This window comes from Vibrio mediterranei, assembly GCF_900088415.1.
GTDB lineage: Bacteria > Pseudomonadota > Gammaproteobacteria > Enterobacterales > Vibrionaceae > Vibrio > Vibrio mediterranei.
Genome location: NZ_FLLQ01000006.1, coordinates 65,899 through 79,479 on the forward strand (window position 1 = coordinate 65,899; position 13,581 = coordinate 79,479).

Genomic DNA, 13,581 nt, shown 5'->3' on the forward strand with positions numbered 1-13,581 from the left:
CCGAGAGCTTCAGGGTAGAACTCAGCCGTTATATATCGAGACGTATTTGCGTCGTCGTAAGGCTCAAACCATGTATATGGGTAATTGTTTGTGGTTTGAGTAGTTTCCATTCTTTGCTTTTTTCGAGAGGTTCGGACGCAACACTGACATTTTCTCCTTCTGCTTTAATAAAAACAGTCGGTGGTTCTTGGTCACTACTATATCGTACGACCCAAAACTGTTCGCCGTCGGAGAGGCAAATAGAGGCTTTAAATGGCAGGGCTACCTCTCTTTCTGATTTGGCGTTTTCGATATCTTTGATGGTTTCAATAATGGCGTTGTTTACATTGCTCGACAGGCCATTTTTCATCATCAATAAGAAGATAAGCTCGCTGTCGGTCGTTCCTTTTCGATAGTGATAAAGCGATTCAGGCAGCAGACGTTCTAGTTGGAAGCGCAGCTTTTCAAATTCATCGATTTGTCCGTTATGCATGAACATCCAATTGTCGACTACGAAAGGATGGCAGTTAGAGCGTGATACGCTCGTTCCCGTTGAAGAGCGAACATGTGCCATAAATCGATGGGAGCGAATGTGATGCGTCAGAGAACGAAGATTATCGTCACTCCAGGCAGGCATGACTTCGTGGAATTGACCGGGGATATCACGTTGCGTGTACCAACCTAACCCAAAACCGTCAGCGTTTATTCGAGTGGCACCTTTTCTTGCCTCTAAACTCTGGTTAATCAGTGAGTGTTCAGGTACATAAATTAGTTCATCTAGATAAGTTGCGGTTCCCTGATAAGCCAGCCAACGACACATTCATCGCTCCCTCTGTGTAGTGTTTGAAATGGGTACTGTTCCTAAATTAACCACTTTTGTGGCGTTCAACAAGCACCCATACCAACTGTTACAAAGGAGATGTCTACTCAATTTCAACCGGCGGTCTAAACGTCATCTCATGCATGACGACATCACTAGGCAGTTCAAGTAATAGAGAAATGGTGGATGCAACGCTTGCTGGGTGCATATACTCAGGGCGGTCTGCTTCTCTAAAGCTGGTGTCTGCGCCGCCAGGGAACAAAGAAGTCACTTTTATTCCATGAGGCTGAGCTTCTTTCATCAAGATTGCACTAAAGCCCGCAAAGCCCTGTTTCATCGCCGTGTAGACACTCATGGTTTCATTAGAGCGTTTAGCAACTGTGCTTACCACATTAATAATTTGTCCTGATTTAGCCGGTTTCATGACCTTTAAGGCTTCTCTACACAACAACGCAGGTGCACGAAGGTTGACGGCATACTGTTGGTCAAACTCTTCTAAGGTGAACTCTTCAATAGCGCATTTGCGCGAGTTCATACCCGCGTTATTAATTAGAACGTCCAGCCTACCTAGCTTATCGAGCGCCTTTTGGAATAGTTCGACAGTCTGATTAGGATCGGTTAAGTCGGCAGCGATGGTATGACAGTTCGCTTCTTGCTCTAGCTGTGCCAGTTTTTCAGGATTACGGCCCGTTGCTACTACTTGGTGGCCTTTATGGCTTAGTTCTTTTGCTAGTTCATAGCCGATACCACTTGTTGCACCAGTTACCAAGATTGTTTTCATCGCCAAAGCTCCAAATTGATAAGACGTTGAGTAGGTTGGATAGTGGCACAAGCTTACCGTGGACACGAGTAAATTACCGTACCAATTGATGAAAACAGGGCACACGTTTGTGCTTTGTTACAAAACAAATGCAAAGGGAGAGGCAACTGGTCAATAAAAACTGATAGGCAGATAAAAATCCAGTTCAAAAACTTCGTCAGGCGCCAAGAAATGATTGCGATGATAATGCACGTAAGCTGGGGTTGCACTGGCTTTGAAGCCAGACTGCGGTAACCATTTCTCTTGGATTCGACTTATTTGCGGAAGCAACTCACCGTAAACACCTTGAAGACGGAAGACGGCGTGTAAACCACCCGGAATGGTCATTTGGTTTACGGTACCTCGAAGTTTGATCGGAGCATCAATTTCTAGGCATGCGACATAGCGACACTTATCTAGTTCAACCCAAGCGGGGTTCGAATGATGTAACCCAAACTGTACCGAAAAATCTCGTTTTTCAGCGCTTGCCCATGCTTTGAGCATTTGCCATGGCTTACCTATAGAGCGGTTGTAACCAATGTGACGGATATATGCGACGCGACGCGGCGGCGCGTCGATAATTTTGGGGGCGGGAATAGGACGATCCACAGCTCGGGCATAACCCGCAGCAACGTCAGGGTCCGCTAAATAAGGCTTGTGTGACACTTGAGGGTCGTGTTTTCGCCACTGACCGGGTGAGAGTCTGAACACGTCTTTGAACGCACGCGAAAATGATGATATTGAGCTAAAACCACTCTTATTTGCTATCTGCTGAATACTAGATTTGGTATCGAACATTAATTGATTTGCGGCGTATTCCATTCTTGTGCGGCGGATATATTGATGCAGTGATTCACCAACGACTTCCTTAAATACTCGATGGAAATGCTGTTCGGAATAGGCCCCAATAGCAGCGAGCTCTTTTCCGGAAAGCTCTTTACTTATATCACTGTGGATATAGAACAGGACGTCGTTGATTCGAGTTAGATGACGGGCATTCACAATCAAAATCGCATAAATGGACATGTTTATAAGCATAAATGGACAACATGAAGCTTGCAATAGCGTGTAAGCTGATTTTTCGTTATGGCGGGGTAGTTTAAATCTCTCTATACACATCATTAATTGTTCTTAATCTAAAATAATGCCCCGCTATTAGTTGTATTGGTAAGGAAATATATGGAAATCGCTCGCTCTCTTCAAAATGTCCCTTCGTCTTATATTCGTGAAATTCTGAGTGCAGCCAGCGATCCAAGCGTCATTTCACTGGCTGGAGGATTGCCAGATCCGGATACATTCCCCATCGAGCTAATGCGCTCCACGTTTGAAGGGTTATGTGATAAGCCAGAGGTATTCCAGTACGGAACCACGGCAGGGTATACGCCGTTACTCGATTTCCTATCGGACTATTACCAACTACCAAGCAATCACAGTGCGGTTGTTTGTACAGGATCTCAGCAAGGTCTGGATTTGGTGGCAAGAGCTTACATTAATCCGGGTGATACGGTCGTAATGGAAGCGCCTAGTTATCTGGGGGCTATGCAAGTGTTCGGCTTAGTCGGGGCGAATATCGTGACGGTGTCACAAGTGGCTTCCGGCCCTAATCTAGAACAACTTGAAACGTGCTTTAAAATCAACTCGCCAAAAATGTTTTATGCAGTGCCAGATTTCCACAATCCGACAGGTGTTTGTTGGACACTGGAAACGCGTCAAAAAGTCGCGGAGCTTTGCATTCAATACAATGTGGCATTTATTGAAGATGCTCCGTACCGCGAACTCCGATTTACCGGAGAGGCGTTGCCAATGGTCTCGACCTTTTGTCCAGACAACTCCATTGTATTTCGTTCGTTCTCTAAAATTGCTTCTCCAGGCCTTCGCATTGGTGTGGTCACTGGCAAGAAGAGCTATATTGAGCCGATTATTAAGATCAAACAAGGTGCCGATCTGCACTCCAGCATTCCAATGCAAGCTGCGCTACTGGGCTTGCTAAAACATGATGACTTTGACGCCCACCTAGATACAGTAAAAGGGATTTATAAGGCGCGTTATCAAACGCTATTTGAAGCATTAGAAGCTAAGTTACCTGAGAGTTGTACGTTGAACTCTGTTGATGGCGGTATGTTTATTTGGGTTGGGATTCCTTCGTGCGATACGTTTGAATTAGCTAAGGCACTGTTGTCAAAAGGTGTTGCCGTGGTTCCTAGCCCTGTATTTTATCCAGAGGCAAACGGGCAGCCTTCGGCACTTCGCTTGAACTTCACTAACTCAACGCCTGAAGAGCTTGTAAAAGCAGTGGATGTGCTCGCAAATGTCCTAAGCGAACACCAGTAACGTTCCGCAGCCCCTTAAAAAAACAGCCGATAAAGTATAGTGACTTTATCGGCTGTTTCTTATCCGTTGCTCATCGTATTAGCTGTTTTCGGCTTTCGTATTACTTTCTGATGTTGCCTCAACGTCGTCTTCTGACAACTCGGTCTGCTCTTCGTAATTAATCCAGAATAAGAACAATTCATACCAAATGGCGAGAATAATAGCGCCGAGGAATAGACCAATAATACCTGCGAACAACATCCCACCGATGGCACCGATTAAGATAATAGGCATCGGCACATCAACGCCACGTCCCATCAACATAGGCTTGAGAATGTTATCAGATAATCCCCCCGCTAATGCCCAAATAGTAAACAGTGTCGTACTAGTTCCGTCTCCTGTGGAATAAACGTAGAAAATTACCGGTGCAACGATAAGTAGAGCAGGTAACTGAGCGATACAAAGGATCAATGTTGCGAGTGTCAGCAAACCAGCAGCCGGAACTTTAAACACAAACATCGCAGCACCGATGATTGCCGCTTGAATAAACGCCACACCAACAACACCTAGTAATACACTGCGAATAGTTGCTGCCATCAAGTTAGCCCACTGTTCAGCTTTTTTCCCAACAGCTCTTACTGCGACGGTTTCTAACGCTCCTGAAATTTTCTCTGCATGTGCCATAAATCCACCGGCAATCGCGAGGGAAATGATGAACATAATCAAGCTTGTTAATGCACCGCCTAATATGGAGGCGACAGTACCGAGAAAGCCTTTAATCTCAGGCAAAAACTGCTGTATAGCTTTTTCCATGTTAGTGGCGAATAGGTTCCAAATGCTATACAGCTTGTCACCAACGACAGGGATGTCGGCGACCTTAGAGGTGGGCCCCGGGATTTTTATCTCGCCACTTTGTATTACTTCAGTGGTATGAGCGACGCCCTCGTAAATTGAACCAGAAACCATGACGAAAGGGATCACCAACAAAGAAATACCGATTAAGGAGACCAGAGTAGCGGCTAATCCCCGTTTGCCACCTAATGAGCGCTCTAACTTTTTGGTCAGTGGCAACAAGGCGACGGCTATGATTGAGCCCCAGAGGACGGGGATGATAAAAGGTTTGATGATATCGTAGGTGAAGATCAGCAATATCACCAATAAACCAATTCGAATGGCCGATTCCACCATATTATTGACAAAGAGCTTGCTTTGACGCTGTTCAGTCTGTCTATCCATTGTTGTTTTCCCTGTTTTCAATATTTGCACTTACCAAACTTGATACGACTATTGCCATATAGAACACTCCGACAATGGCTTCCAAATACACGACAACTTGTGCTAGCGGAGTAATTGGACTGATGTCGCCATAACCTAACGTTGTTAAAGTAACGAAGCTGAAATACGCTGCGTTAGAGAAATTCTCTCCCCACGTAATGGCTTCGAGCCCCGTAAAGGCTTGTGGGGAATATTCGATAATAATTAAGTAAACGATAGCCCACATTAAGCCGAGTAGTAAAAATAATGCTACTGAACCAATGACTTTGTTGGTGTTGACCTTGCCGTGGAAGAGCACCTGTTTAGCTGTCGACTTAAAGGTACCAAAGAAGAATGAGAAGGTGAGGGCGAGCATAACGAAGTCCATTTCACGGAGCTCGAAGACAATTTTTGCCAACGTCGCTAAGATCCATAGGCATACCAGCGTTATCAAAAATCGCGTCCATCCTTTATCGAATCGCAGACTGGCCAAGCAAACAATGAAAGTGACGATGATAAACAGTTGAAGAACATGATCTATTACACCTTGTCCAACGATTTCGGCCAATGCTGAGCTGATCAGTAACGCGATGAGCGACACCGTAAGATAGAAGAAATTATTGTCTTCATTGATTTTTTTTAACCGATTCCCCATTTCCATCATTGTTTCTCCCTAGTCTTCATTTTGTTCCATCACCATGATCGACGCTGATAATCCAAAGCGCAGATGCACTCCTTCAGGGAGTTCATGTAGCGACACACGAACTGGGATTCTCTGGGCGAGGCGAATCCATTGGAAGACAGGATTGACGTTGGGCAACAGGTTATAGCCAACTGTGCCATCTTTGGGCGCGATACCCCAGCCGATAGAATCGACAGTGGCATTAATAGGTTCATCTGGATGTGACATCAAAGTCACTCTTGCTTGGCTACCAGGGTGTATTCTTGGTAGTTGGTTTTCTCTAAAGAAGCCAAATACCCAGAAACTGTTTTCATCAATCAAGGCGACAAGAGGTTGGTTAGCGACGGCCTGTGTTCCTTCACGGATATCAAGGTTGGAGACATAGCCATCCACCGAGGCGACAACGCGCGTATAGCTATGATTGAGGCGAGCGGACTTTAATTGTTCCTCTGAGGCTTTGATTTGCAGCAGTGACTCTTGATAGGCAATTTCGCGTCGAATGAGATCCTTATGAGAGACTGCTCCTTTGTCTTTTTTACGAATGTCGAGCAAACGGTCGTACTCGATTTTCTTTCCCTTTGAGCTGATGATGGCGCGTTGCAAAGCCACTTCGGCTTGTGAGAGGGCAACTTGATAGGTTTCAGGGTCGATTTCAAATAACAAGTCGCCTCGTTTGACTTGTTGGTTGTCAACAATAGCTACGTTGACAATCGGGCCTGAGACTCTTGGGGCAACCTTGATGATATTGGCTCTAACTTGTCCATCGCGTGTCCAAGGGTTGTTGAAGTAGTCTTGGTATTTCTGATACCCAAACCACCCAGCGCCACTAAGGATAATCAGGTTTAGGATAATAATGAGAGATTTTTTCATAGTGACGAGCTCCTAAAACCTTAAATAGAAATGGTCGATAGCAATGACATACAACACTAGGATTGCTAAGAATGTGGGCGAAGGGAAGGCGATGAATCTTGATAGCTTCACCTTGTTTAGCATCACGACGGTTATCCAAGTCGCAATGAGCGCGAGAATCAGGACTAACACCAAAGGAGAAAAGTAAATATCTCCCCACGACATTTCATGTGGCATCTATTTATCCTCCTTGTCCGTTGCTGGTGGTTTGGCACCTGTGCGTAGCGTTAATGAAGGTAGAGCAACATTTTCTTGCTGTAATTGGTCACTCCAATCGGTGCGCTTGTTCATCTGTCCGACATGCTCTGGAGACACAAACGCTTTTCCTGAGTTAATTTGCCAACCGCCACCTAGTGACTTGTACAAGGCGACAACTTGGTTAGCGACGTTTCCTTTAATTTGCGCGTAACTGTCTTCGCTTCGGGTCATTTTTTCGACGGAGTTCAATAAACGCTCAAATGAGATTTGTCCGTTCTCATACTGGGTGAGCGAGATATTAAACGCGCGAACTGAGGCGTTTACTGACTCTAATCGCAGGGATTTTTGTTCTCGATACAAATCGTAGGCTTCCATTGCATTCGTTACCTCTTGAACCGCTTGTAGTACTTTTTTGTTGTAATTGGTCAGGGTTTCTTGGAATTTCGCGTCTTCAAAACGGATATTGTTCTTCACTCTTCCATATTGAAAAATGTTCCAGCTCATTGCGGGTCCGGCCACTAAAGTCAGCGAATCGTTGAAGCTGAAACTACTGCCTGAAGGTACAGAGCTGTTAATGCCTATGGATCCAAAGAGGGAGAAGCTCGGGTACAACGCCGTTTCAGCTACACCGATTTGAGCGCTTTGGGCATGAGCTTGAAGCTCTGCGACTTGTAAGTCTGGTCTGCGCATCACCAAACTAGCGTCAACAAGATTGGCTAATACTGGGGTTTCTGGAACGATAGAGCCATCTCCCTTTTCCGAAATAGTGCTTTTTGATCCAGAAGCTTTAAAACGCTGCTCAAATTGAACCAGTTTCTGCTCCATGTCTGACTTAAGAATGGGTTCTATTTCTTCAGGCAACGTGCCCAGCAGGACCGCCAAGGCATTTTTGGCTTGCAACATCGCCACTGTTAGTCCTGGTAGGGCTGCTTTGGTGGTGAATAGTTGATTGCGCGCCTGTTGAACGTCGAGTTCGGTGACATTGCCTGACTCAAACTGCACTCGCGTAATGTTGACTACTCGCTCTTGAATCTCGATATTGCGCTGTGAAAGCAGTATGCGTTCTTGGAATGTTCGGTAATTAATATAGTTTCTTGCCACTTCAGAGGTGATGGTCACCAAAATATCGTTGTAGGAAGCGATGGAGGCGTAATAACCCGCTTGGGCTGACTCAATTCCGCGTGCATATTTTCCCCAAACATCCATTTCCCAACCCGCATCAAAGCTCAAGGTTGCATTGTTGAATGAACTTTCATTGGCGTAAGCTTTGGCTAGGTTGCCAGATATGGATTGTAGCTGAGGATATTGCAATCCATCGGCGATACCCAGAACTGAACGCGCTTGCAAGATTCTAAAACCGGCTGCTTCCACATCTAAATTCTGTTGAGAGGCAATATCAACCAGTTTGTTCAAAGTCGGGTCGTTAAACTGTTCCCACCATTTTACGGTTGAGTCCATGCTAGCTTGTGTGTCTGAATCGTTCCACGATGACGGAAGTTGGGTTTCTTGACTCGGTGTAAAATCTGGACCAAGCGTAGTACACGCTGTCATAGACAACGTGGCTAACGCGATAAAACAGGACTTTGTGAGATTAGAGATCATTACTACCTTTCCTAAAATCGATGCATTTTGAGATTATTGAGGTCGACATTCTGAACCGCTTCTTCCACTTTTATCAGAGACTCAAAAACACTTCGTTTTAAGCTGAGGAAGATATAGAACTCTGCAATGTCTTTTTGAGCGTACTGCTCAGGATCTAACTGCTGAAAAAACACATCGAGAATAGCCTCTGTTTTAGCGTATTCGCATTGCACATCTTTAAGCGTTTGTACACGCTCTCTTTGAACACGGTTATGAGTACGGATTAACGTTAGTAAGCTTTCGTCCGTGTACTCGTTTCTAAGCTTAGTAATCAATGGGTTATTTTTCAGATGAGTTTGTGCGATGACGAGTGTATTTAAATGATTTATTAAATTACGACACTGCTTTGTGTAGGCAGTCAGTGATTGGTGATCGTTCTTGTCAAAGTAGTTGAGATCGATCTTACTTGCCCACAATGCAAGTTTCTTAGCTGCAACATTGGCCGTTTTTAGATGTAATTGAATTGTAAAGTTAGTCAGGGTTGAGCGGTTTAGCATTTGAAGCTTAACAACTAATTGATAAACATGAGTGAAAAGTCTTTGTCTTACCAATAAGAATAGGCGTTCGGCTTTACTTGAGAAAGGGAAGTAATGGGCGAACACAAGCATTAAAACCACAAGATAGAACAACATCATGATGGTAAGGAGAATGCCAAAATGGTAATTCATGACGTTGTCGATACCGAGAATAAAAAGGCCGATCATAAAGAAGATTGTGATGGGGCCTTTAAATAGATAGAAGCCTATAAAGGTATACGCAAAAAGGAAAAGGGCGAGTTCGATGCCAAGTTCCAGTGTGGGAAGAACAAAAACGTATGCGGGAACGGCAAAGATAAACCCGAACGTAAATAGAAAGCCGAGTAATTTAGGATGCACGGGTAGGAAAGAGAGTAAAGAAACAAAAATGGTGGAGAAAATGACGAAGCTATACCCACCCGGAGGATTGAAAAAGATCCAGATAAAAGCGGCTACCCAGTAGGTCACCAAGACTTTAATCGATGTCTTAAAGTTTTCTGCGTCCCACCATAGGAAAGCTCCGGCACTTTTCCGAGGCTTTTCGTCAAATGACACTGATTTGGTAATGGAATCGATACAACTAACGGTTTCGGTCAGCCGAGAAATACTGGTATGAAGGCGGTTGAGCACATACCCCAAGGTAATGGCAGAACTCTTAGAGAGATGAGGATGATTACTGAGAGAGTCTAGGTCTAAGGCGACTTTTCGCTCTTGCCAACGATACTCTAACCCCTCGTCTGATGCTTGGAGGTAGTGTTCACACTGTTCGAATAATTGCTGAATATCGGCGACAAACTCATCGTAATTGGTGATAAATTTCTGAGGCTCACCCTGCAGAAAGTTCGAACTAGAAGTTGCTATCAGCAGATTGGTTATCTGTTTGGTGTAGTGAAGCGTGAGCTGCCACTCTTGAAGGTAAGCGGACACATCGCTGCATTCTTTACTTTCGGTAGAAAAGCGAGTTTCTAAGGCGGTTTGACTCGCGTACAACTTCTCAATTAAGTCATTTAGACTGGGGGACTGACTATCGTCTGACGATGATTCAGACACCTTTTCCGAATCCGTTATATGAGATGTTGTGTTGATTGGTGGCGAGAGGCGTTCGAGGATCTGTTTTTGGAGCGAAACGACGTCGTGGGTCATACGGCGAAGATTCTGTTCTGTTTTGTTTGGGAACAGGTAGGTGCCTACCAAAGTATAAATAATGACACCAAACACGGTCATGTGAGCACGGTCAACGCCATATAAGAATGCACCTTCTGCATCTCCTCCGTTTGACATCATTAAAGTCATGACGCCTGTTAACATGAATAACGTCGGATCTTTTAGATAAGCATTTTTAAAATAGAAGATAAAGGATGCCACAACAGAAACACTCAGCATGTATAGCAGTCGATCTTGGGCGAACATACCGACTAGCAACAATCCAATAACGGCACCAACTATGGTTCCAAGTACTCTTAAGGTTCCTTTCTCTAATGATTCACGTTGGCTTCCTGTTGATGCGATGAGCATAACAGTGGTAGCCGCAGTAGAAGCCTGAGGCCAACCTAATGCAAATGGAATGAGGTAAGCGAGGGTAAGACTGAGTGCTACCTTTGTCGCGAATTTGGCCTTGTCGTTCATAATCCCTTACGTTGAAGATACCAACTCATAAGAAACTATAGACATTAAATGAAGTTTTGCGTGGTAATTTTGACGATAACTATTGAAAATTAAAGAAAAAAGCGCTGCCGAGCAGCGCTTTGAAGTTTACTAAGTTGTATTAACCAAATAGGTAGCTGTAGAGGTAACCCGCGCTAATTGCCATGCCTAAGATAACGACTAAGAAAGCGGCAATCATTTGGTTCTTGAAGATAGATTTCAACAAGATAACCTCTGTTAAGCTGGCACCAGCACTGCCAATGATAAGTGCCATCACAGATCCTAAAGCCATACCTTTTTGAACCAAAGCTGCACTTAGCGGAATAACGGCCTCTGCACGAATGTATAGTGGAATACCAATAACAGCTGCAATCGGAATCGCATACCATACTCCTTCACCAGCATATTCTGCGATAAGGTCAGTTGGTATAAACCCGTAAATAAATGAACCTAACAAGATACCAATCATTAGATATGGGAATACTTGTTTGAAGTCGCTCCAAGTCGATTTCCAAATACGTAGCCAGCGGCTATCTTCTTTTGTTACTGCTGAAGTGGTGCCACAACATGCACTACCATCGGTGTTGATGTCGGTAATGGTTGGTTCCTCGCTAGAGCAGCAGCTTGTTTTCGCAGCTACAGGTGCACAGCATGACGACTCTTTTGCCTGCGTTACAACCGGTTTTGCAGAAGTGCCACAGCCGCTAGATGTGCCGCAAGAAGAAGTTTCAACTTTTGCAGGTTCAGTATCACCACATGATGTACCACATGAGCTCGCTGCTGAGTTGGTTTGGTATGCTTCAGGTTTTACGTAGCGTTCAAATCCTAGTTTCTCTAGAACATAGCCAGCAGTGACGGCAACGAACATTGCGATAGAGAAATAGAACACTGCGACTTTGATACCAAATGTCACCACGAACAAGCCGATGATTACAGGGTTAAGTAATGGGCTAGCGAACAAGAAAACCATCATTGGGCCAAACCCCGCTCTCGCTCTCAGCAAACCTTTTAAGAAAGGGATGGTTGAGCATGAGCAAAACGGTGTAATTGAGCCAAGAAGGGCAGCAATAAAGTAACCTTTGCCATTTTTGGAACTCAGAATAGATTGGATTTTTTCAGGTGTTAGGAACTCCTGCAATACCCCAACAATGTAACTTATTGCTAAGAAAAGGATGATAAGTTCAGTGGCTAGAAAGGCAAACATGTTTGCAGTTTCTTTAGCCATTTCTAAAAATTCAGCGTTCATATTAGTTAGTCCTAATGATTCGATATGTTTGGAATTATAGAACTATTTGGATTGAGATCAATAAATATTTCGATAAATATCGAAATAAATTTTAATGCACTGAAATTAATAATAAAAAAAGCGGCCATGAAGGCCGCTTCGCTAGAATGACTTGAGCTAGTTATTATGCGTTAGCTTGCTCGAGCTCAGGTTGTTTCTTCTTGAGCAGACGACTAGTAATAGTACCTGCGGTCATCGCGCCAGAGACATTCAGTGCGGTACGCGCCATGTCGATTAAAGGTTCAATGGAGATAAGTAGCGCAGCGATAGTGACCGGCAACCCCATTGCTGGCAGTACGATAAGAGCAGCAAATGTTGCGCCGCCACCGACACCCGCGATACCAAAAGAGCTAATAGTAATAATGGCAACTAACGACAGGATGAAGTTAAAGTCCATTGGGTCAATACCGACAGTTGGTGCAACCATTACGGCTAACATTGCAGGATAGATACCGGCACAACCGTTTTGTCCAATTGTCGCCCCAAATGATGCTGATAAGTTAGCAATAGCTGGTGGTACGTTGAGTTTGGTAACCTGTGCTTCTACGTTCAATGGAATGGTCGCAGCAGAGCTTCGAGATGAGAACGCAAAAGTTAGTACTGGCCAAATCTTCTGGAAATATTCTTTCGGACTTACGCCAACAAGTGAGACCAAGAAACCGTGAACCAAGAACATTAAGAAAATGGCTAAGTAAGACGCAACGATAAAACCAAGTAGATTTAAGATGTCACCTGCACTTGAAGTCGCGACAACTTTCGCCATCAGAGCGGCAATGCCATAAGGCGTTAACGCCATAATCATTTTTACCAGGCGCATAACAACAGATTGCGTTGCATCGACAAAAGTGCGGATCGGTGACTCAAGCTCTTCTTTTTCGGCCATCACTTTTCGTGCTGCGATACCGGTAAGGACACCAAAAATAACTACAGCGATAATAGAAGTAGAGCGGGCACCGGTTAGGTCAGCAAATGGATTGGTTGGAATGAAGCTAACCAGCATTTGTGGAATTGTGAGATCGCTTACACGGTCGACGCGACTTTCTAGTATCGCGATACGAGCCGTTTCACGTGCACCTTCAGTGAGCCCTTCAGCACTTAAACCAAATGCTTGAGTGACTGCAATACCGATAAGCGCAGATACGGCAGTCGTAGCAAGTAGTACAGAAATAGTCAGACCACTAATTTTGCCTAAAGAGCCGCCTTTTTCCAGTTTTACCACAGCGGCAATCATAGAAACTAAAACTAAAGGCATGATGATCATTTTTAGAAGACCGACATAGCCTCTGCCCACAACGTTAACCCATTCAAGGGTTTCGGAAATAGCTGCGTGACCTTCACCTAGTAGTAATTGTAGTCCGAGTCCGAAAGCACTACCTAAAACCAAACCGAATAAAACAAGACGTGAAAGGGTGTGTTTCTTTTGTTGCTGTCCATACAAAAAATAGAGTATGCCTAAAAATATCGCTAGCGCTGCGACAACCGCAATTGACATTGAAGTCTCCTTTTATCCATCTGACGTATAAACCTTATTTAGTATAAGGTAAT

General features: G+C 44.4%; 12 protein-coding genes. 1 reads left to right on the top strand and 11 read right to left on the bottom strand.

Annotation, left to right across the window (positions count from 1 at the left end; genetic code table 11):
- Positions 1-28: 28 nt before the first annotated feature.
- From VME0621_RS17240 to VME0621_RS17250, 3 genes are all read right to left on the bottom strand, one after another.
- On the bottom strand, positions 29-799 hold the full coding sequence (locus VME0621_RS17240; protein WP_006072333.1) for a class II glutamine amidotransferase: 771 nt from the start codon (positions 797-799) through the stop codon (positions 29-31).
- Positions 800-902: 103 nt separating this feature from the next.
- The gene (locus VME0621_RS17245; RefSeq protein ID WP_062460055.1) at positions 903-1,580 is read right to left on the bottom strand and encodes an SDR family oxidoreductase; all 678 of its coding nucleotides are present in this window, start codon (positions 1,578-1,580) and stop codon (positions 903-905) included.
- 150 nt (positions 1,581-1,730) lie between these two features.
- Positions 1,731-2,624, bottom strand: coding sequence for an AraC family transcriptional regulator (locus VME0621_RS17250; protein ID WP_216613674.1), 894 nt, complete (start codon positions 2,622-2,624; stop codon positions 1,731-1,733).
- A gap of 153 nt (positions 2,625-2,777) precedes the next feature.
- Here VME0621_RS17250 and VME0621_RS17255 point away from each other — a divergent pair, with 153 nt between their 5' ends.
- Positions 2,778-3,929, top strand: a complete 1,152-nt coding sequence (locus VME0621_RS17255) for an aminotransferase-like domain-containing protein (protein ID WP_062460058.1) — start codon at positions 2,778-2,780, stop codon at positions 3,927-3,929.
- Between the two features lie 78 nt (positions 3,930-4,007).
- Here the strand turns inward: VME0621_RS17255 and VME0621_RS17260 are convergent, their stop codons facing one another.
- The 8 genes from VME0621_RS17260 to VME0621_RS17295 form a co-directional block, all read right to left on the bottom strand.
- A complete protein-coding gene (locus VME0621_RS17260; protein ID WP_062460059.1) occupies positions 4,008-5,144 on the bottom strand; it encodes an AI-2E family transporter in 1,137 nt (378 codons plus the stop codon).
- Positions 5,137-5,823 carry a potassium channel family protein gene (locus VME0621_RS17265; protein WP_062460265.1) on the bottom strand — a complete coding sequence of 229 codons (687 nt, stop codon included), beginning with the start codon at positions 5,821-5,823 and terminating at the stop codon, positions 5,137-5,139. Before VME0621_RS17265 ends, VME0621_RS17260 begins: the two co-directional genes overlap by 8 nt.
- A 12-nt stretch (positions 5,824-5,835) precedes the next feature.
- Positions 5,836-6,714, bottom strand: a complete 879-nt coding sequence (locus VME0621_RS17270) for an HlyD family secretion protein (protein WP_062460061.1) — start codon at positions 6,712-6,714, stop codon at positions 5,836-5,838.
- Between the two features lie 12 nt (positions 6,715-6,726).
- Positions 6,727-6,930 (bottom strand): DUF1656 domain-containing protein, encoded by a 204-nt coding sequence (locus VME0621_RS17275; protein ID WP_062460063.1) that lies wholly within the window; start codon positions 6,928-6,930, stop codon positions 6,727-6,729.
- A complete protein-coding gene (locus VME0621_RS17280; RefSeq protein WP_062460065.1) occupies positions 6,931-8,553 on the bottom strand; it encodes a TolC family protein in 1,623 nt (540 codons plus the stop codon).
- 11 nt (positions 8,554-8,564) lie between these two features.
- Positions 8,565-10,733: an FUSC family protein gene (locus tag VME0621_RS17285; RefSeq protein ID WP_062460067.1), complete on the bottom strand. Its 2,169-nt coding sequence runs from the start codon at positions 10,731-10,733 to the stop codon at positions 8,565-8,567.
- 139 nt (positions 10,734-10,872) lie between these two features.
- Positions 10,873-11,997 carry a permease gene (locus VME0621_RS17290; protein ID WP_038228320.1) on the bottom strand — a complete coding sequence of 375 codons (1,125 nt, stop codon included), beginning with the start codon at positions 11,995-11,997 and terminating at the stop codon, positions 10,873-10,875.
- Between the two features lie 163 nt (positions 11,998-12,160).
- Positions 12,161-13,528, bottom strand: a complete 1,368-nt coding sequence (locus VME0621_RS17295) for an L-cystine transporter (protein WP_038228325.1) — start codon at positions 13,526-13,528, stop codon at positions 12,161-12,163.
- Between the last annotated feature and the right edge of the window lie 53 nt (positions 13,529-13,581).